Genomic DNA, 18,285 nt, shown 5'->3' with positions numbered 1-18,285 from the left:
GCATGGGCTGGATCTGCCGAACATCAACTGCCACATTGCGGTGCAACATTTTTCTCTTGTCGCTGTAACATTCAACTGCCATAACAGCGGATGTGCCGCTATCGCCCGAAGGAGCCGTTGCCATGCAGACCCGTCATGAACGCCTTGCCGCTGCCGCCACCTTGCCCTGGCGGCTGGGCCTGGTCTGGCAGCGCCGGCTGCTCGATGCAACGCAGCAATGGTGGCAGGCGCAGACGCCGCCGCCACAAGTCCGCACCGACAATCCCATCACGGCCGCCTGGGATTACGCCAGCGATGCGCTCGAACGGCAGATCCTGTTCTGGGACACGCTGCGCCAGCGCGGCGACAACTACATCGCACACAACCAGGCCGGCAAGCCGCCGCTGCTGCATTTCGACTACCAGCCGGTGCTCGACGCCCGGCAGTTCGCCCAGCCGGTGAACTACATGCTGGTGCGCATCACTCCCCCTGCCGGCGTGCAGATCGACGAGGCCAAGCGGCCCTACGTGATCATCGATCCGCGTGCTGGTCATGGCCCCGGCATCGGCGGCTTCAAGGACGACTCCGAAGTCGGCATGGCGCTGCGCGAAGGCCATCCGGTGTATTTCTGCCTGTTCTTCCCTGAGCCCGAGCCGGGCCAGACGCTGGAAGACGTGACCCTTGCCGAAGCCGAGTTCCTGCGCGAGATCATCCGCCGCCATCCGGAAGCGCCCAAGCCCGCCATCGTCGGCAACTGCCAGGGTGGCTGGGCGGCGATGCTGGTGGCGGCCCATGCGCCCGAGCTCGTCGGCGCGCTGGTGGTGGCCGGTGCTCCGGTCTCCTACTGGGCCGGTAACGACGGCAAGAACCCGATGCGCTACGCCGGTGGCCTGCTGGGGGGCGCCTGGAGCGCACTGCTGGCATCCGACCTTGGTGGTGGCAAGTTCGACGGCGCCTACCTGGTGCAGAACTTCGAGAACCTCGATCCGGCCAATACCCTCGTCAAGAAGAGCTACCACCTCTACGACCAGGTCGATACCGAGCCGCCACGCTTCCTCGAATTCGAGCGTTGGTGGGGTGGCTACTACCTGATGAACGAGGAGGAGATCCGCTGGATCGTCGAGAATCTGTTCGTCGGCAACAACCTCACCGAGGGCCGTGCGCTGGGTCGCGGCGAAGCCTATGACCTGCGCCGCGTCCGCTCGCCCATCGTGGTGTTCGCCTCGTTCGGCGACAACATCACGCCGCCACAGCAGGCGATCAACTGGGTGCTCGACCTGTACCCGACCACCGATGCATTGAAGGCCGCCGGCCAAGTGGTGGTGGGTTTGGCGCATCAGACCACCGGCCACCTGGGCATTTTTGTTTCCGCCAAGATCGCGCTGCGCGAACACGCGCAGATCGTCGAACTGCTGGAAGTGATCGAGACGCTGCCACCGGGCCTCTATCAGCTGGAAATCCATGACGAGACGGTGAACGGCAAGCTGCAGCACGTGGCAACGCTGACCGAACGCAGCGTCGAGGAACTGCGTGGCCTGCAGCGCTACGCGCGCAACGACGAGGCACCCTTTGCCGCGGTCGAGGCCGTCTCCGAACTGACCACCGCTGCCTACAGCACGCTGGTGCGGCCGTGGCTGGCACCGTGGGTGCGGGCCGGCGCCGCCGAGCTCGGCCGGCAGCTCCATCCGCTGCGCGTACAGCACTGGGGCTGGTCCAGCCTTAACCCGCTGGCGGTGCTCAACCGCCACGCTGCCGAGCATGTGCGCCAGATGCGCACGCCGCGCCAGCCCGAATGGCGGCAATGGGAGCGCTACGGTTCGGCGCAGCTCGCCAACTCGCTCGATGTGTATCGCGAAGTGCGCGATGCGGCGACCGAGGCGCTGTTCTTCGGCGTCTACGCACCGGCTGCGCTGGCTGGTGTCGGCAACGAGGACATCCCGGACTACCTGCGTCGGCAGCCGGCGGCACCGCTCGGCATCGACGACACGTTGCTGTTCAGCCAGCTGGGCCAGGGTGATGCCGCGGACGGGCTGATCCGTGCCGCGCTGCTGATCCGCCGCGGCCTGCCGAGCATCCGGCTGGATCGCCGTGCTGCCGCGCAGGATTGGCTACTGGCCGATCCGCAACTGGCTGCCTTGCAGCGCGATGATCTCAACGCCCGCGTGCGCCACCAGTCGTTGCTGGTATGGCGCTTCCCCGCCGAGGCGCGCAAGACGCTGCCCGCGCTGTTCGTCGACGAGGCAGCACTGCGTGCCGCGTTTGCCCGACTGGGCGGCTTGGCGCAAGTGATTCCGGATGCAACCGAAGCACTGGCCAGCTTGGCGCTGCTGGAAGCCGAAGTGCTGGGCACGGTGTTGCCGGCGACGGGCGATGCGCTGGTCGAGGCCGCCGCGCCGCAAACAGACCGCGCCGCAGCGGGCCCGGCCGCGGCAGGCAATGGCAAGCCGCGCACGCGCAGCAAGGCTACCGCGACCAAGCCGGACGGCGGGACCGAGCCCGCCGTTGTGGCCAGCTCGGCCATGGAGCCGGCCGCCCAGTCCGTTCCGTCCGCCACCAAGCCTGCTGCACGCCGCATGCGTGCCACCAAGGAGTAAGCCATGAGCACCCTGACCGGCAAGATCGCCCTCGTCACCGGTATCGCCAACGAGCATTCGATCGCCTACGGCGTGGCCAAGGCGCTGAAGGCGCGTGGCGCGGAGCTGGTGATCACCTATGCCACCGATCGCACCCGTGACTTCATCGAGCCGCTGCTGCCCGAACTCGAGCCTGCCATCGTCGCCAAGTGCGACGTCACCGTCGATGGCTCGCTCGAAGCGGTGTTCGAAGAGATCCGCAAGCGTTTCGGCCGGCTCGATATCGCGCTGCACTCGATCGCCTTCGCGCCGAAGGACGACCTGCATGGCCGGGTGGTCGATACCAGCCGCGATGGCTTTCTGCAGGCGATGGATATTTCCTGCCATTCCTTCGTGCGGCTGGCGCACCTGGCCGAACCGCTGATGACCGATGGCGGCACGCTGATCACCATGAGCTACTACGGCGCCGAGAAGGTGGTGCCCAACTACGGCGTGATGGGACCGGTGAAGGCGGCGCTGGAAGCCACCACCCGCTATCTCGCGTATGAGCTCGGCAAGAGCCGCATCCGCGTCCACGCCGTATCGCCCGGCCCGGTGAAGACGCGCGCCGCCAGCGGTATTCCGGAGTTCTCGTCGATGCTGGACGAGGCGGTTGAGCGGGCGCCGCTGCAGGCGTTGATCGATATCGACGATGTCGGCGCCGCGACCGCCTTCCTCTGCGAGCCCGGTGCCGCGATGCTGACCGGCTCGGTGATTCACGTCGACGGCGGCCTGCATATCCTCGCCTGATGGCGGGCTAATCCTGCCCCTTGCGCGGCGCTAAGGCGCCGCGCTGCCTTTTCCGCGGCTGTCGGGCTGGCGCGCCGCGCTGGTGCTGCCCGGCGCCCCGGTCTAAGCTGGGTAGACCTTCACCGTCGGCGGCTTTCGCGCAATCAGCCCGTACAATGACGGCAACCCTCCCCGAACCGACGCCATGGCCCAGACCGCCCGCCAGATCCGCCTTGCCCGCCACGGCACGCCCGACGTGCTGGAACTTGTCGATACCACGCTGGCGCCACCCGGCCCCGGCGAAGTGTTGCTGCGGCATACCGCCATCGGCGTGAACTTCATCGATACCTACCACCGTTCCGGGCTGTATCCGTTGCTGCTGCCATCCGGCTTGGGCCAGGAGGCGGCTGGTGAAGTGCTGGCAGTCGGCGAAGGCGTAGTCGAGTTCCAGCCGGGAGATCGCGTGGCCTACGCCGGCGGCACGCCTGGCTCCTACGCCAGCCACCGCGTGATGCCGGCGGCCCGCCTGGTGCCGGTGCCGGCCGAAGTGCCCGACGAGATTGCCGCTGCCACGCTGCTGCGCGGCATGACTGCGCAATACCTGCTCAAGCGCACCTTCAAGGTTGAACCTGGCATGACTGTGCTGATCCATGCCGCGGCAGGTGGCGTTGGCCAGATTGCCTGCCAGTGGGCCAGGAAACTCGGGGCCACCGTGATCGGCACCGTGGGATCGAGTGCCAAGGCGCAGCTGGCTGCGCCCTGGTGCGACCATGTGCTCGACTACAGCCAGCCGGGCTGGGTGGAATCGGTACGGCTGTTCACCCATGGCCAGGGCGTGCCGGTGGTGTACGACGGTGTCGGTGCCGACACCTTCGACGGCTCGCTCGACTGCCTGGCGCTGCGCGGTACCATGGTGAGCTTTGGCAATGCCTCCGGCGCTGTGCCGCCATTCTCGCCGGCGCTTCTGTCCAGCAAGGGGTCGCTGTTCCTCACCCGGCCGACGCTGGGGCATTACACGGCCACCCGGGAGGAACTCGTCGATACCGCGGCGGACTACTTCACCACGGTGATCCGTGGCGACGTGGTCGCCAGCGTGGATCAGCGCTATCCGCTGGCCGATGCGGCCCAGGCGCACCGCGATCTCGAGGCGCGCCGCACCACGGGTTCCACTCTGCTGCTGCCCTGAGGTCCATATGGTCCATCTCGTTTATCTGCACGGCTTCCTGTCCAGCCCGTTCTCCAAGAAAGCGCAGGATACGGCCGTCTGGATGGCCGAACAGGGGCTGGCCGACTATTTCCACTGCCCCGAGATCCCGATGGAGCCCAAGGCTGCCACCGAGGCGCTACTGGCCGCACGCGCCAAGCTCGGCGGCGAGCCGGTGTGCTACATCGGCAGCTCGCTTGGCGGCTATCTCGCCACTTGGCTGGTCGAGGAATACGGCGACCGCGCGGTGCTGATCAATCCAGCCGTCCATCCCTATATCCTGCTTAAGCAGTACGTCGGGCCGCAGCACAACTACTACACCGGCGAGATCCACCAGATCGATGAGCGCTACGCCGACGATCTGCACGCACTGGAGCGCGCCGTGAGCGATCCGTCGCGCTACTGGCTGCTGACGCAGACCGGCGACGAGGTGCTCGACTATCGCGAAGCCGTCACCAAATACCGGGGCAGCCGCCAGGATGTGATCGAGGGCGGTGACCATGCCTTTCAGGATTACGGCCGGTGGCTGCCCGCCATCTGGGCCTTTGCACAGGAGTCGCATGCATGACGACGCCGCAAGGCGGTATCCTGCCGCTTGCCTCGCGCCAAGCCCAATTCGTGTTGTTGCGTCGCCGTCTGGGGCGGCGCGGTGACGATAACCTGCGCCGGCTGCTGGCCGGCATTCCCGCCCGCATCGATGCGCTGGCGACGGAAAATCCGGGCAGCCTGATCGTCGGCTGCGTCGGCATCGGTGCCGATGCCTGGCATGAGCTTGTCGGCAGCGCCCAGCCCAAGCTGCTGCGGCCATTCCCACGCATTCCCGGCGCCATCCACCCGGCGCCGATCACCGATGCCGACTTGATCCTGCATCTGCGCGGCGAGCGCTACGACCTGCTGTTCGAGCTCAGCGAGAAGCTGGTGGTCGAGCTTGCCGAATGGTTTGACCCGGTCGAGACCGTGCCGTGTTTCCGTTACCGCGACCTGCGCGACCTGACCGGCTTCGTCGATGGCAGCGAAAATCCGGAAGGCGACGAGCGCGCCGCTGTGGCACTGGTCGGTGCCGAGGACGCGGACTGGGCTGGCGGCAGCTACCTGCACGTGCAGCGCTATGTGCACCGGATGAAGGAGTGGAACAAGCTGCCGGTGAAGCAACAGGAGGCGGTGGTCGGGCGGACCAAGGAAGGCGACGAGGAACTGCCGGACGAGGACAAGCCGCGCACCGCGCACATCAGCCGCGTGGTGATCGAGGAGAAGGGCCAGGAGCTCGAAGTGCTGCGCCATTCGCTGCCCTACGGCACGCCGGGTGGCGAGATGGGCCTGATGTTCGCCTCCTACTGCGCCACGCCGCTGAACTTCGAGAAGATGCTGGCGCGCATGATCGCTCCGACCCACGATGGCCGGGTCGATCACCTGCTGACCTACACGCGCGCCGTCAGCGGTGCCGCATTCTTTGTGCCGAGCCGCGAGGTACTGCAGGGGCTGGCGGGCTGACGATGGGCTGGGGTAACAGGATCTGGCAGCTCATCTTTCCTCCGCGCGAAGCTAGTCAGCCATCGCAGCACGGCGAGCCGGTCGCGTCATGTGATGCACAGCTGGTCGAGCAACGGATGCGCGTAATCGTCTGATCGAGTGGGTGGAGTTGGTGACCGATTACGAATCTGACCCACCGCCGTTTGATCTCAACGAGGTTCTGGAACTGTGGGCGGACCTGGTCGCGGATGATGCCGACCCTTCATCGTTTCCAGAGCCGGTTTACACGTTGCAGGAACGGGCCGCGCTGCTGGATGTGCACCAAGCATGGCTGCAGTTCTGCGAGGCGACCCCGACTTTCATCACGGACGATCTGGCCGCCAGGGCGTTGCCCGAATGGGGCGTACTGCTGGCATGTACACGAACAGCAAGGGCAACACTTGAATCCAGAGGACGACTGCCAGAAGACTAGGCTGCCGCCCCCCCAGCAAAAAGCCCGCATCACGCGGGCTTTTTGCTGGGGGAAGCCAACGGTTACAACCGGAAGCGGCTGACCACGTGGTTGAGGCTCTGCGCTACGCGCTCGATCTCCTGGGCCGTGTCGGCGGCGCGGTGGATGGAGGCGGTGGTCTCCTCGACCATCTGCGAGATGTCCTCGACCCGGCTGGCAATGCTGTTGCTCGCCTGGCTCTGCTCGCGGGTGGCCGTGCTCATCTCGTGCAGCCGGTGCAGCGTGCCCTCGGCGCCGGAATGGATGTGGTTCAGCGAATCGGCTACATGGCGAGCGAGCTCCACACCGTTTTGCACGCGCGGTAGCGCCTCGTCCATCACCTGCACCACTGAATCGGTTTCGCCCTGGATCGAGGCGAGCATGTTCTCGATATCGATGGTGGCGCTGCTGGTCCGTTCGGCCAGCTTGCGCACCTCGTCGGCCACCACGGCGAAGCCGCGGCCCTGTTCGCCAGCACGGGCGGCCTCGATGGCAGCATTCAGCGCCAGCAGGTTGGTCTGGCCGGCGATTTCCTTGATCACCGCGGCAATGCTGGAAATTTCGCGTGCCTTGCTGTCGAGCTCACGGATCTGGCCGGAAGCCTGCGACACGCTCTCGGCGATCGTTTCCATTGCGTTGGTGGCGCTGTTCACCTGGCTGACGCCCTCGGCAGCCAAACCGGTGGCTTCGCGCGACGATTGCTCGGTGTCGGCAGTGTTGTCCGAGATGTGGTTGATGCTGACGGTGAGTTGTTCCATCGCCGCGGCCATGGATGCAGTGGCGTCGGTCTGGCGGCCGGCGGCCACCGAGATCTCGCGGCTGGCGGTGGAAATCTGCGACGAATGCTGCGCCAGCTGGCCGGCATCGCGCTGGATTTCGCTGACCATGTCGCGCAGCGACTTCTGCATACGCAGCACGGCGCCCAGGATGCTGCCCTCGGCGGCGTAACGCAGGCGGCCGTCGTCGGCGAGGTTGCCGTCGGCCACGCGGGTGACCACGGCGGTCACTTGGTCCGGCTCGCCGCCCAGCGTGTCGATCAGCTTACGCACCGAGAACACCAGCAGCGCGCCGATGATGCCGGCGAAGACCAGGCAGACGATGACCTGCCAGCGCGCGTTGCTCCAGAAGCGGCCATCGGCCTCGGCCATGCTGATACCGTTGCCGATCGCCCAGCCCCACTTCGGCGTGCGCACGGCCACGGAAAGGATGTCGACCACGTTGCCGTCGCGCTCGGATTTCCACCAGTACTCAGTCAGTGCGCCGCCTGATTTGTCGAGTGCGGCCTTGACCACCGAGCCGACGCCATTGCCGCTGGCATCCTTGAACTCGTTGAAACTGGTGCCATGCAACTTGGGTTCGAGCGGCGTGGCGACGAAGTTCATGTTCTGGTCGGCCACCCAGACGTATTCGGAATCGTGATACTTGTTTTCGCGCAGGATCTGCGTGGCGATGGCCTTGGCCTGGTCTTCCGGCAACTTGCCTTCAGTCGCCATGTTTTCCATCTGCACCACGGTACTGTAAGCGCTCTTGAGCAACTGCTTCACGCGAGCGCGGTTGTCCTGGTCGCTGGCCTCGCGCAGCACATACAGCCCGACCAGCATCATGCCGAGCAGGAACACGAGAACAATGACAGTGAGGCCCCAGGCTTTCTGGCGCAAGGTCATGGCGCTACTCCCTATGGATTGCGATCACGCCGGTTTTGCCGGCTTTGCGTAAGGATACGCTGATATTACAGCCGTGCGCGCGATACTGTTCTTGTTTGTAGCCAATAAATGCATGATTTGCAGGCCGATCCGGCGCGGCGGCAAGGAAAAAGCCGGCCTGGGCCTGCTTCCATTCTAAGTAAGAAATTCGGATGGCCCGGTGCAGCTCCGAGCTGCTGTGCTCAGTCGCGCTTCACCACCTCGGCGCCCTGGCCAAACAACACTTTCTTCTCATCGTCACTCAATGGTTTGGTCGGGTTGATCTGCTGGGCCTTGGCGTAAGCGCGCTCGGTAGCCGGGCGTGCCGCAATGGCGTTGAACCAGCGCTTCAGGTGCGGGAAGTCGTCGAGGTTCTGCCCTTGGGCCGCATACGGCACCACCCACGGGTAGCTCGCGATATCGGCGATCGAATACTCGCCAGCCAGGTACTCACGATCAGCCAGCCGTTTGTTCATCACCGCGTAGAGCCGCGCGGTCTCCTTGGTGTAGCGCTCGATGGCGTAGGGCAGCTTCTCCGGCGCGTACTGGCTGAAGTGGTGGTTCTGTCCGGCCATGGGCCCCAAGCCGCCCATCTGCCAGAACAGCCACTGCAGCACCTCGGCACGACCGTGCAGATCCGGCGGAATCAGCTTGCCGGTCTTCTCCGCGAGATACAGCAGGATGGCACCCGATTCGAACAGCGACACTGGCGCACCGCCGCCTGCCGGCGCACGGTCGACGATGGCCGGGATGCGATTGTTCGGCGCGATCTTGAGGAAGTCCGGCGCGAACTGCTCGCCCTTGCCGATGTTGACCGGATGGATGCGGTACTCGAGGCCGGTTTCCTCGAGGAACAGCGTGATCTTGTGGCCGTTGGGGGTGGTCCAGTAGTAGAGGTCGATCATGGCGGGGCTCCGCGTGAGTGGTCCCGCATAGATGAAGCCGGTTGCGCCGGCTTCAACCGCTGCAGCATCAACGATCGCCACGCGCTTCATCGGCCAGTGCGCGTACGGCCAGGTTGAAGTGCGGCAGCAACGCCGGATCGAATTGCTGGGCGCTGGCGTTCACCTCGGTGGCGGCACGCAGCATGGCGCTGGAGAGACTGCGGTGGGCGTGCTTGACCATCACCGCCTCGAAAGTATCGACCAGCGCGAGGATGCCGGCGCCCTGGCAGATCTCGCCCTGTTGCAGCCCTTGCGGATAGCCTGAGCCATTTGCGCGCTCATGGTGCTGCGCCACCATGCGCGCGGCGTCTTGCCAGCCCGGCATGCGGCCGATCAGCCCTGCGGCCCAGCCGGGGTGCTGGTGCAATCGCATCCGTTCGCGCTCTGGCAGCGCGTCGGTGGTCAGCCAGAGGTGTTCGGGCAGCAGCATCATGCCGATGTCGTGCATGTAGACCGCCGCGCTGAGTTGGGCCGGGTCGACCGGATTACCGGCGGCCTCGTTGGCGGCGAGTGCCAGCGTCAGGTTGCGCTGGGTGCGGCCGACCAATGTCGGCGCATGCTGCTCCAGTTGCAGTGCCAGCGAGCGGAAGAACGCCAGGTCGCCATCCGGATCGTGCGCAGGCCCGGGTTGATCGCCTTCGGCGCCATGGATCAGCGCCACCACCAGCTGTTGCGCTTCGGTCTCGAAACGGCTGATATCGGTTTGCTGCAGGCGACCCAGGCCGACGGTCAATGCATCGAACGGCGCCGGGTCCACCGGCTGGCGATCGACGGCGAGCTCGGTGGCTTCCACGATGCGATCGAGCGCCAGCAGCAGCAGCTGACGCATGCCGTCGCCGAACGGCTGTTTGCCGGAGCGTACCCGCTCCAGCAGCGATTCGACGGCATGCATCACCGGCACAGCCCATTGCACGCGGCATAGCGTGGCATCGCCCTTGATGTTGTGCAGTAGCCGGAACAAGTCCGCCACGCGTTTCGGGTCTTCCGGTTGCTGCCGCAGCGATTCGATCAGCCGTTCTGCTTCCGGGGCGTAATCGGCGAGCGCTTCATGAAAGTCGGCCAGGCCGACGAAATCGTTGCCGGGGGTCGGGAGTGCCACGCTGTGGATTCCGGTCTGGAGTGGAGCGCCCGGCCGTAGGCCGGGGCAGGTGGACGAATGCTAGCTCCACTATAGGCAACGCGGCCAGCGGCAACATGGCACCGGCTGTCGCAGCCGGGCGTGCCGGGCACCGTGCAAACACAATTTTGCTCGATTAAGACAAATCATATTGCGAGGTTGCGACATTCATTGTTTTTCTTCATTGGCTTAACGTTGAATCTGGATGGGAAGAAATGGATGGTTCAAGACAATGAAGGGCTGGCCACTAGGCAGCAGCACCTTCACGGAGCGCGGTTGGGCCGGTCGGCCCGTGTGCCCCGAGCGACGCCGCCACGGCGTTGGACCTGAAGCAAGACCGGGCGACTGCCCGGCGCCATGAGGAGCTACACATGAACACGCATACCGTGGGCAGGCTGGCCAGCCTGCCGCTGGCCCTGTTGCTGATCGGGCAGACCCTGTTCGCTGCAGATACGCCCAAGACGCTGACCTGGTCCGGCTACACCTGGGAAGTGCGCGCCGGCGGCGGCGGGCCCGGCCCCAATGTATGGGACGATCGTAACGCCTGGGTGGACGAGAACGGCTACCTGCACCTGAAAATCGCCAACCGCGACGGTGTCTGGTCATCGGCCGAGATCCAGCTCGCCAACCTGCAGCGGCTGGGCTTTGGCACCTATCAGTTCAAGATGCTGGGCCGGCCGGACCTGCTCGACAAGAACGCCGTGTTCGGCTTCTACACCTATCCGCCCAAGGATGTCGGCGGCGATGCCACCAACGAGATCGACATCGAGTTCTCGCGCTGGGGCAACGATTTCGCCCTGCTTGGCAACTACACGGTGTGGCCGGCGGTGAACGGCGCCAATCGCAGCTGGTACGGCTTTGATTTCACGCTGCCGGACAATCGCTCGACCCATCGTTTCGTCTGGGAGTCGGAGCGGGTCACTTGGCAATCGATGGCTGGCTTCACCGACGTGGGGCGCAACGATGGCGAATTCATCCGCCGGGTGTTCGACCCACGGATGCCACCGCTCAACACCGACACCCGCGACACGCAGTTCTATTGCCGTTCCGGCGATCCGCTGCAATGCATCGCACAGAAGCCGCAGTACTTCCTGATCAACCTGTGGCAAGTTGGGGGCCGCGCGCCGTCGGACAACCAGGAAATCGAGCTGGTGTTGACCGAGTTCACCCATGTACCGAATGGCACCGTGCCGAGCCCGACGCCGGGCCCTTCACCCACGCCGGGCCCAACACCTGTTCCCACGGCCACCCCCACGCCAGGAGCGACGCCGACGCCCGGCCCCACCGCCACGCCGACGCCGGTCGGGCAGTATGCGGCCTGGTCGGCCAGCGCCGTCTACACCACCGGCCAGCGTGTCAGCTACCAAGGCGTGAACTACGAGGCGCGCTGGTGGACGCAGGGCAACAATCCGGCGCAGTCCGGTGAATGGGGACCGTGGAAGCGGCTCGACGGCGCCACGCCGGTCACCCCGACGCCGCAAGCGACACCGACACCTACTCCGGGGCCCGTACCGACGCCCACCCCGGCGGTCACGCCGACGCCGGTGCCGGGTGTGCAGCCATGGACCGAAGGGGGTCACTACGCCGTGGGCGATGTGGTCAGTTACCAAGGCAAGCGCTACCGCGCGCTGATCGCGCATACCGCGCCCGTAGGTGGTGGCTGGACGCCGGTGGTGGTGCCGGTGCTCTGGCAGCCGCTGAACTGATCGTCGCGTCTCCATCCTTCCGCGACTTGGGCCATGCCTTCATCGGCGTGGCCTTTTTTACGTCCGGCGCCCTTGATCCAGGTCAAGGGTCGGGCGGGCGGGCGCCCGCACACTGCGACACCACACCGATACGGATAAAAACCATGCTTGCCCACGCCTTCAAACCGCTGATCATCAAGGGGCGCGCGCTGCTGCCCATCGTGCAGGGAGGCATGGGGGTGGGCGTATCCGCGCACCGGCTGGCCGGGAGCGTGGCGCGCGAAGGTGCCGTGGGCACGCTGGCCTCGGTGGATCTGCGCCACCACCACCCGGATCTGCTGGAGCGCTCGCAGCACACCCGCGACGTGGCCGAGCTGGAAGCGATCAACTGCGAGGCGCTGCAGCGCGAAGTCCACCAGGCCAAGCAGCTGGCGCAGGGCAATGGCCTCGTTGCCGTCAACGTGATGAAGGCGGTCGATACCCACCCGCAGCTGGTACGCGCTGCCTGCGCTGCCGGTGCCGACGCCATCGTGATGGGCGCCGGCTTGCCGCTCGATCTGCCCGAGCTCGCCGGCGAGCATCCCGATGTCGCATTGATTCCCATCCTGTCGGACGTGCGCGGCATTGCTGTGCTGATGAAGAAGTGGCTGAAGAAGGGGCGACAACCCGATGCCATCGTGATCGAGCACCCGGCACACGCAGGCGGCCATCTGGGCGCGACCCGTATCAGCGACATCCGTGATGCCAAGTTCGAGTTCGAGCGCGTGGTACCGGAAACGCTGGCACTGTTCGACGAACTGGGCGTGGCCCGCGGCTCGGTGCCGTTGATCGTTGCCGGCGGTGTGAACAGCCACCAGAAGGTCAGCCACTACCTGGGGCTCGGTGCCTCGGCGGTGCAGCTTGGCACGGCGTTCGCGGTGACCGAGGAAGGCGATGCCCATCCCAATTTCAAGGCGGTGCTGGCGGGGGCCAAGCCCGACGACATCGTCGAATTCATGAGCGTGGCCGGCTTGCCGGCGCGTGCCGTGCTGACGCCGTGGCTGAAGAACTACCTCAACCGCGAGGCGCGGCTGCAAGGCAACGCCAAGGCCGATCCGCGCCGCTGCACCCAGGGCCTCAACTGCCTGACCAGTTGCGGCCTGCGCGACGGCCTCGCCAAGATCGGCCAGTTCTGCATCGACCTCAAGCTTGCCGCCGCGATGCGTGGCGAAGTGGCTAAAGGCCTGTTCTTCCGCGGCGCCGACCCGTTGCCCTTCGGCGACGCGATCCGCCCGGTGCGCGAGCTGATCGACTATTTGTTGACCGGAAAGCGGGCGGAATTGCTGGGCTGAGCGCTGCAGGGCAAGCCGGGCGGTTGCCGCGTCGATCAGGCTGAGGCAGCGTGGCTGTTTTGCCTGCTCGCGCCATGACTGCCGCCCTCAACGCCTATCTCGGCCAACTTGCCGCCTACGCCGAACTGCACGGCGTGATCGCCGTGTTTGCCGATGGCGCCCCGTTGGCGCAGCGCGCGTTCGGGCTGGCGGATAGCCAGGGCACGGCGCGCAACGAGATCGACAGGCGCTTTCGCATCGGCTCGCTCAGCAAGAGCTTTACCGCCGCTGCCATCCTTGCGCTGGCGCAGCGCGGCCGGTTGGATCTCGCCGACCCGGTTGCCCGCTACCTGCCCGATTGCGGGATCGATCCGAGGATCTCCCTGCTGCAGTTGCTGCAGCACCGCAGTGGCCTGGGAAACCATACCGCGCTGCCGGACTACTGGCCGACGCTGATGCAGACGCGCCATACGCCCGAGGCGCTGATCCGGCGCGTCACGGCCACGCCGTTGCTCGCCGAGCCCGGCGATGCAACGCACTACAGCAACACCGGGTATCTGGCGCTGGCCCGCGTGGCCGAACTGGTTGGCGGGCAGCCCTACTACACGTTGCTGGACACGCTGTTCTGGCAACCGCTGGGGCTGAGCCGGACTGGTACGCTGGCGAGTGCCGATACGCAAGGCCACCAGCTGCTGCCAACACGCCCACACGCCGCGCCGCTGGATGCCAGCGTTGCCTTGGGCGCTTACGACCTTGCCGCATCGGCGGATGATCTTGCGCGTTGGTGGACCGCGCTCGTTGCGGGAGAAGTACTTGATGCGCGCCATGCCGCCGCCATGCTGGATGGCCCGGCCGGTGGTTTCGGCTGTGGTTGGTGGCTGGACGAGCTGGTCGTCGACGGGCAGCGCTGGCGCAGCGTTGGCTATATGGGTGACGTCAACGGCTATACCGCGATGCTGCTGGGCCTGCCGGCGCCGCATCTCTGCGCGGTGGTGCTGTTCAATACCTCATCCACTCCCGCTCTCGCCACGGCCCCGCGGATGCTGGGGTTGGCACTCGGCGAGTCCTGGCCGAACTATCCGCCTGCGATTGCGATGGCTGCGCCTTGGGGCAGTGGCGACTATCGGAACCCCGATGGCGGGGCGCTGCAACTCGATACCGAGCAGGGTTGCTTGTCGATGGCGCGAGACTATGGCATGGCCTGCCGTTACCGCATCCGACCCTATGCCGACTGCGGTGCGGCCCAATACTGGCGGGCCGATGCTTTCGACGAGCACATCGAGCTGCATCGTGACGGCCGGCTACGCCTGATCGCACCCGACGGCACTGCACAGGACTACGTACGGGAAACGGATCGATAAAGCGTCGGATCGGGCACGCCAGCCGCTTCGAACCCGGCACGCCGCAGCCGGCAGGCATCGCAGGCGCCGCAGGCGCGGCCTTCGTCGTCGGCCTGGTAGCAGCTGACGGTGAGGCCGTAGTCGACGCCGAGCCGGGTGCCGGTTGCTACGATCTCGGCCTTGGACAGCTGGATCAGCGGGGTGTGGATGGTGAGCGGCGAGCCTTCGACGCCGACCTTGGTCGCGAGGCGGGCCATGGCCTGGAAGGCGGCGATGTACTCGGGCCGGCAGTCCGGGTAGCCGGAATAGTCGACCGCGTTCACGCCGATGTAGATGTCGTCGGCCTTCAGCACCTCGGCCCAGGCCAGCGCGTATGACAGCAGGATGGTGTTGCGCGCCGGCACGTAGGTAACGGGGATTTCACCATCGACCACGCCGTCGACCGGCACGGCGATGCTGGCATCGGTCAGCGCCGATCCGCCGAAAGCAGCCAAGTCGATGCGCGCGATACGGTGCTCGACCGCGCCGAGCGCGGCAGCCACGCGGGCGGCGGCCTTGAGTTCGGCATTGTGGCGCTGGCCATAGTCGAACGACAGCGCATAGGGCGCAAAGCCGGCGTCGCGCGCCAAGGCAAGGCAGGTGGCCGAATCGAGCCCGCCCGAGAGCAGGATGACGGCGGGTTTGCTGGTGGTCATGGTTTGTCCTTGTCGCTGACCAATGCCGCGGGGGCGGGCGCGAGGGTGCGCAGCGCGCGTTCGGCAAGGTCGTGATAGAGATTGGTGCGGAAGATGCGGGCGACGCTGGCGGCGATCATGGTCGCTGCCAGCGTGGAGATCACCATGTCCTGGCCGCCGGTCATTTCCATCAGGATGATGGCCGAGGTCAGCGGCGCGCGGGTCACTGCGGCCAGCATTGCCGCCATGCCGATGGCGATCAGCTTGACGTGCAGGCTGGGATCGAACAACGGCAGGAACCAGCTGCCGACGCCGGCGCCGAGCGACAGCGACGGCGCGAAGATGCCACCGGGCAGTCCGGTGAGGAAGGTGGCCAAGAGGCCGATGAACTTGAGCGGCAGGAAATACCAGGCCAGCCCGTCGCCGCTGGCGATGGCGGCGCTGGTGGCCTCGGCACCGCTGCCGAAGATCGGTGCGATCAGGCCGCAGCCGGCGATCAGCACACCGCAGCCGGCAACGAACGCGTACTGATGACCCAGGCGCCAGGCCAACAGCGGGGCCGGCAGCCAGCGCTGCGGGTGCACGCACAACCAGGAAAACGCCCCGCCGACGAGGCCGGCAACCACGGCGATCAGTACCGTGGGCAGCAGGATGCCGTAGGAAAAGCCGGGCACGTTGATCTGGCCGAAATAGGTGTAGTTGCCGAGCAGTGCCAGCGCGACCACCCCGGCGAGAATCACCGCGCCGATCAACTTGCCACTGGTGCGCTCCTCCACTGAGCGAGCCAGCTCCTCGAAGGCGAACACGATGCCGGCGAGCGGGGTATTGAAGGCGGCGGCAATGCCGGCCGCACCGCCAGCAAGGATCAGCTGGCGGCGGAACGCTGCGTCGGCCAGTGGCACGAAGCGCCGGCAGGCGTACATGATGCTGGCGCCGATCTGCACCGTGGGCCCTTCGCGGCCGAGCACGAAGCCGGAACCCAGGCCCAGCACGATACCGACGAACTTGGCGGCGGCGATGCGCAATCCGAGCAGGCGCTCGGCGATCTCGGGGCGGTCGGCCACTTCCAGCGCAGCCATCGCCTGCGGGATGCCGCTGCCTTCGGCGCCCTGGCCGATGCGGGTCATCAGCCAGCGTATCGCCATGCCGCCCAGCGGCAGCGACAGCAGGGGCCACCACCACCAGCGTGCGGTCAGCGCGTCGAAGCCGGCGAACGCCCATTCTGCCGCCTTGGCCAGCAGCACGGCGACGAGGCCGACCATGGCTGCGCCGCCCCACAGCACCAGCGTGGCGCGAGAGCGTTCGGGCAAGTCGCGAAAGCGGACCAACAGGCGTTTGAGCTGCATGGTGGGTGGGCGGTTTGGGATAAAGCCAGTTTAGGCGTGAGCCCGGCACTTGCCGGGCCTCGGCGCTGCCATGGTAGCGCGGTGGCGCAGATCAATTTGGGGGAATGTGTCACAGCGGCGCGGGCACCGCTGTGTTCACACACCGGGTTTCTCACCCCAGAGGATCTTGTGCAGCTGCACCTGCATCCGCACCGGCAGCTTGTCTGCCACCACCCATTCGGCGAGCTGGGCCGGCGGCAGCGTCTCCCATACCGGAGAGAACAGCACCGGCGCGATATCGGCTAGGCCACGCTCGGCAATCATCTGGCGTGCCCAGTCGTAATCACCGCGGTCGGCGAGCACGAACTTGATCTCGTCGTTGCGCGTGAGCACGTCGAGGTTGGACCACAGGTTCTTGGCGACTTCGCCCGAGCCGGGGGCCTTCAGGTCGACGATGCGCGAGACGCGGGGGTCGACCTCGTTTACCGGCAGCGCGCCGCTGGTTTCCAGGCTGACGCTGTAGCCGGCATCACATAGCTTCGTCATCAATGTGTGCACCGGCTTCTGCGCCAGCGGCTCACCGCCGGTGACGCAGACATGGCGGGCCTTGAGCTCGGCAACGCGCTCGACGATGGCATCGATCGTCATGGTCTCGCCGCCGTGGAAGGCGTAGGCCGAATCGCACCAGGTGCAGCGCAAGGGACAGCCGGTGAGGCGCACGAATACGGTGGGCAGCCCGATGCGGCTGGTCTCGCCTTGCAGCGAATGGAAAATCTCGGTGATGCGCAGGTTTTCGGCGCGCATGGGAAGCTCCTTGCCGGGAAGACAGCCCGACGGACGATGGAAAGCACAACGGCCGCCCTTGCAGGAAATCGCCTGCGGTGCGGCCGGTGCGTATTGTAAGCCGGGTGGCGAAAAAAGTCTCGCCGAATCAGCGGCTTGCCGATAGGGTCAATCGACGGCGATCAGCGCCTTCTTGGCTGCCTCGGCCTTGTCCGAGTTCGGATACTTCTCGATCAGCTGCAGCAGGTAGCTGCGTGCACCCTTCTTGTCGCCCTTGGCGTTGGAGACGACGGCAAGGCCGAACAGCGCGTCGGGTGCCACTGGATCGTTCGGCGCGGCGTTCACTACCTCGCTGTACGAGGCGGCTGCGCCCTTGTAATCCTTGAGTGCGGTCTGGCTGGTGCCGAGCCAGTACATGGCTTCGGGCGCCTTGTCGTTGCCCGGGTTCTCGGCGAGGAAGCGCTTCAGCGCCGGCACGGCTTCCTTGTGCTTGCCGTTGCGCGATAAGGCGATGGCCGTATCGAGCGACTGGCCGGCTGCCGCTTGCTGTGCCTGGGCCTGTGCTTGTGCCTGCTGCACCTTGGCCTCCTCGATCGCACGCACGCGGTTGTCGAGATCGACGTACAGGTCCTTCTGCCGCTTCTCGGTCGCCTGCGCGTTGTACTGCAGCACCTCGATCTGGCCACGCAGGTTGGCGATCTCCTGCTTCAGCGATTCGATCTGGTTGGTCAGATCGACGATGCGGCGCGATGCAGCTTCCAGTTGGGTCAGCTTGTCCTGCTGTTGCTTCACCTGCGTCTGCAGCGCCGCGATGTCCTCACGGGCCTGGGTATCCGACAGGAAGGCATGGGCCGGCGCGGTGAGGGCGAGCGCGGCGACGATGGTGAGCAATCTCGAGTGCGGCAGTGTCATGGTAGGTGATCCGTTCGTGAAAGCGGCGA

Annotated in this window: 16 protein-coding genes; 9 read left to right on the top strand and 7 right to left on the bottom strand. The window is 66.1% G+C overall.

Annotation, left to right across the window (positions count from 1 at the left end):
- Window positions 1–122 precede the first annotated feature (122 nt).
- The 6 genes from FLM21_RS00730 to FLM21_RS00705 all read left to right on the top strand — a co-directional run bounded on the left by FLM21_RS00730 (window position 123) and on the right by FLM21_RS00705 (window position 6,466).
- On the top strand, window positions 123–2,573 hold the full coding sequence (locus FLM21_RS00730; protein ID WP_148713730.1) for a DUF3141 domain-containing protein: 2,451 nt from the start codon (window positions 123–125) through the stop codon (window positions 2,571–2,573).
- A gap of 3 nt (window positions 2,574–2,576) precedes the next feature.
- Window positions 2,577–3,341: an enoyl-ACP reductase FabI gene (gene fabI, locus FLM21_RS00725; RefSeq protein WP_148713729.1), complete on the top strand. Its 765-nt coding sequence runs from the start codon at window positions 2,577–2,579 to the stop codon at window positions 3,339–3,341.
- Between the two features lie 184 nt (window positions 3,342–3,525).
- Entirely contained in the window at window positions 3,526–4,506 is a 981-nt protein-coding gene (locus FLM21_RS00720) for a quinone oxidoreductase family protein (RefSeq protein ID WP_148713728.1), read from the top strand.
- A gap of 7 nt (window positions 4,507–4,513) precedes the next feature.
- Window positions 4,514–5,092 (top strand): YqiA/YcfP family alpha/beta fold hydrolase, encoded by a 579-nt coding sequence (locus FLM21_RS00715; RefSeq protein WP_148713727.1) that lies wholly within the window; start codon window positions 4,514–4,516, stop codon window positions 5,090–5,092.
- Window positions 5,089–6,015 (top strand): Dyp-type peroxidase, encoded by a 927-nt coding sequence (locus FLM21_RS00710; RefSeq protein ID WP_148713726.1) that lies wholly within the window; start codon window positions 5,089–5,091, stop codon window positions 6,013–6,015. Before FLM21_RS00715 ends, FLM21_RS00710 begins: the two co-directional genes overlap by 4 nt.
- 151 nt (window positions 6,016–6,166) lie before the next feature.
- Complete coding sequence (locus FLM21_RS00705; RefSeq protein WP_148713725.1) at window positions 6,167–6,466, top strand: hypothetical protein; 300 nt, start codon at window positions 6,167–6,169, stop codon at window positions 6,464–6,466.
- Between the two features lie 62 nt (window positions 6,467–6,528).
- Here FLM21_RS00705 and FLM21_RS00700 read toward each other — a convergent pair whose 3' ends face one another.
- The 3 genes from FLM21_RS00700 to FLM21_RS00690 form a co-directional block, all read right to left on the bottom strand.
- Complete coding sequence (locus FLM21_RS00700; protein ID WP_148713724.1) at window positions 6,529–8,148, bottom strand: methyl-accepting chemotaxis protein; 1,620 nt, start codon at window positions 8,146–8,148, stop codon at window positions 6,529–6,531.
- A 221-nt stretch (window positions 8,149–8,369) separates the two neighbouring features.
- The gene (locus FLM21_RS00695) at window positions 8,370–9,071 is read right to left on the bottom strand and encodes a glutathione binding-like protein (RefSeq protein WP_148713723.1); all 702 of its coding nucleotides are present in this window, start codon (window positions 9,069–9,071) and stop codon (window positions 8,370–8,372) included.
- 67 nt (window positions 9,072–9,138) lie between these two features.
- Window positions 9,139–10,209, bottom strand: coding sequence for an HD-GYP domain-containing protein (locus FLM21_RS00690; protein WP_148713722.1), 1,071 nt, complete (start codon window positions 10,207–10,209; stop codon window positions 9,139–9,141).
- A gap of 389 nt (window positions 10,210–10,598) precedes the next feature.
- Between FLM21_RS00690 and FLM21_RS21450 the strand changes: the two genes are divergently transcribed.
- From FLM21_RS21450 to FLM21_RS00675, 3 genes are all read left to right on the top strand, one after another.
- The gene (locus FLM21_RS21450; protein ID WP_148713721.1) at window positions 10,599–11,933 is read left to right on the top strand and encodes a carbohydrate-binding protein; all 1,335 of its coding nucleotides are present in this window, start codon (window positions 10,599–10,601) and stop codon (window positions 11,931–11,933) included.
- 143 nt (window positions 11,934–12,076) lie between these two features.
- A complete protein-coding gene (locus FLM21_RS00680) occupies window positions 12,077–13,243 on the top strand; it encodes an NAD(P)H-dependent flavin oxidoreductase (RefSeq protein WP_148713720.1) in 1,167 nt (388 codons plus the stop codon).
- Between the two features lie 74 nt (window positions 13,244–13,317).
- Window positions 13,318–14,583 (top strand): serine hydrolase domain-containing protein, encoded by a 1,266-nt coding sequence (locus FLM21_RS00675; protein WP_148713719.1) that lies wholly within the window; start codon window positions 13,318–13,320, stop codon window positions 14,581–14,583.
- Here FLM21_RS00675 and queC read toward each other — a convergent pair.
- The 4 genes from queC to ybgF form a co-directional block, all read right to left on the bottom strand.
- Window positions 14,559–15,257, bottom strand: a complete 699-nt coding sequence (gene queC, locus FLM21_RS00670) for a 7-cyano-7-deazaguanine synthase QueC (RefSeq protein WP_148713718.1) — start codon at window positions 15,255–15,257, stop codon at window positions 14,559–14,561. The genes FLM21_RS00675 and queC overlap by 25 nt on opposite strands.
- Window positions 15,254–16,582 (bottom strand): chloride channel protein, encoded by a 1,329-nt coding sequence (locus FLM21_RS00665; RefSeq protein WP_148713717.1) that lies wholly within the window; start codon window positions 16,580–16,582, stop codon window positions 15,254–15,256. Before FLM21_RS00665 ends, queC begins: the two co-directional genes overlap by 4 nt.
- A 135-nt stretch (window positions 16,583–16,717) precedes the next feature.
- A complete protein-coding gene (gene queE / locus FLM21_RS00660) occupies window positions 16,718–17,365 on the bottom strand; it encodes a 7-carboxy-7-deazaguanine synthase QueE (protein ID WP_148713716.1) in 648 nt (215 codons plus the stop codon).
- A 147-nt stretch (window positions 17,366–17,512) separates the two neighbouring features.
- Complete coding sequence (ybgF, locus tag FLM21_RS00655) at window positions 17,513–18,256, bottom strand: tol-pal system protein YbgF (RefSeq protein WP_148713715.1); 744 nt, start codon at window positions 18,254–18,256, stop codon at window positions 17,513–17,515.
- Window positions 18,257–18,285: the final 29 nt, after the last annotated feature.

It is taken from the genome of Chitinolyticbacter meiyuanensis (assembly GCF_008033135.1).
Taxonomy (GTDB): domain Bacteria; phylum Pseudomonadota; class Gammaproteobacteria; order Burkholderiales; family Chitinibacteraceae; genus Chitinolyticbacter; species Chitinolyticbacter meiyuanensis.
Note: the sequence above shows the minus strand (reverse complement) of the source record. Positions and strands in the feature narration are given on the sequence as shown.

Coding starts and splice junctions, on each gene's coding strand:
- FLM21_RS21450 (WP_148713721.1), top strand. CDS start 10,599: ATGAACACGCATACCGTGGGCAGGCTGGCCAGCCTGCCGCTGGCCCTG.
- FLM21_RS00730 (WP_148713730.1), top strand. CDS start 123: ATGCAGACCCGTCATGAACGCCTTGCCGCTGCCGCCACCTTGCCCTGG.
- queE (WP_148713716.1), bottom strand. CDS start 17,365: ATGCGCGCCGAAAACCTGCGCATCACCGAGATTTTCCATTCGCTGCAA.
- FLM21_RS00720 (WP_148713728.1), top strand. CDS start 3,526: ATGGCCCAGACCGCCCGCCAGATCCGCCTTGCCCGCCACGGCACGCCC.
- FLM21_RS00710 (WP_148713726.1), top strand. CDS start 5,089: ATGACGACGCCGCAAGGCGGTATCCTGCCGCTTGCCTCGCGCCAAGCC.
- fabI (WP_148713729.1), top strand. CDS start 2,577: ATGAGCACCCTGACCGGCAAGATCGCCCTCGTCACCGGTATCGCCAAC.
- FLM21_RS00700 (WP_148713724.1), bottom strand. CDS start 8,148: ATGACCTTGCGCCAGAAAGCCTGGGGCCTCACTGTCATTGTTCTCGTG.
- FLM21_RS00680 (WP_148713720.1), top strand. CDS start 12,077: ATGCTTGCCCACGCCTTCAAACCGCTGATCATCAAGGGGCGCGCGCTG.
- FLM21_RS00715 (WP_148713727.1), top strand. CDS start 4,514: ATGGTCCATCTCGTTTATCTGCACGGCTTCCTGTCCAGCCCGTTCTCC.
- FLM21_RS00665 (WP_148713717.1), bottom strand. CDS start 16,582: ATGCAGCTCAAACGCCTGTTGGTCCGCTTTCGCGACTTGCCCGAACGC.
- queC (WP_148713718.1), bottom strand. CDS start 15,257: ATGACCACCAGCAAACCCGCCGTCATCCTGCTCTCGGGCGGGCTCGAT.
- FLM21_RS00695 (WP_148713723.1), bottom strand. CDS start 9,071: ATGATCGACCTCTACTACTGGACCACCCCCAACGGCCACAAGATCACG.
- ybgF (WP_148713715.1), bottom strand. CDS start 18,256: ATGACACTGCCGCACTCGAGATTGCTCACCATCGTCGCCGCGCTCGCC.
- FLM21_RS00675 (WP_148713719.1), top strand. CDS start 13,318: ATGACTGCCGCCCTCAACGCCTATCTCGGCCAACTTGCCGCCTACGCC.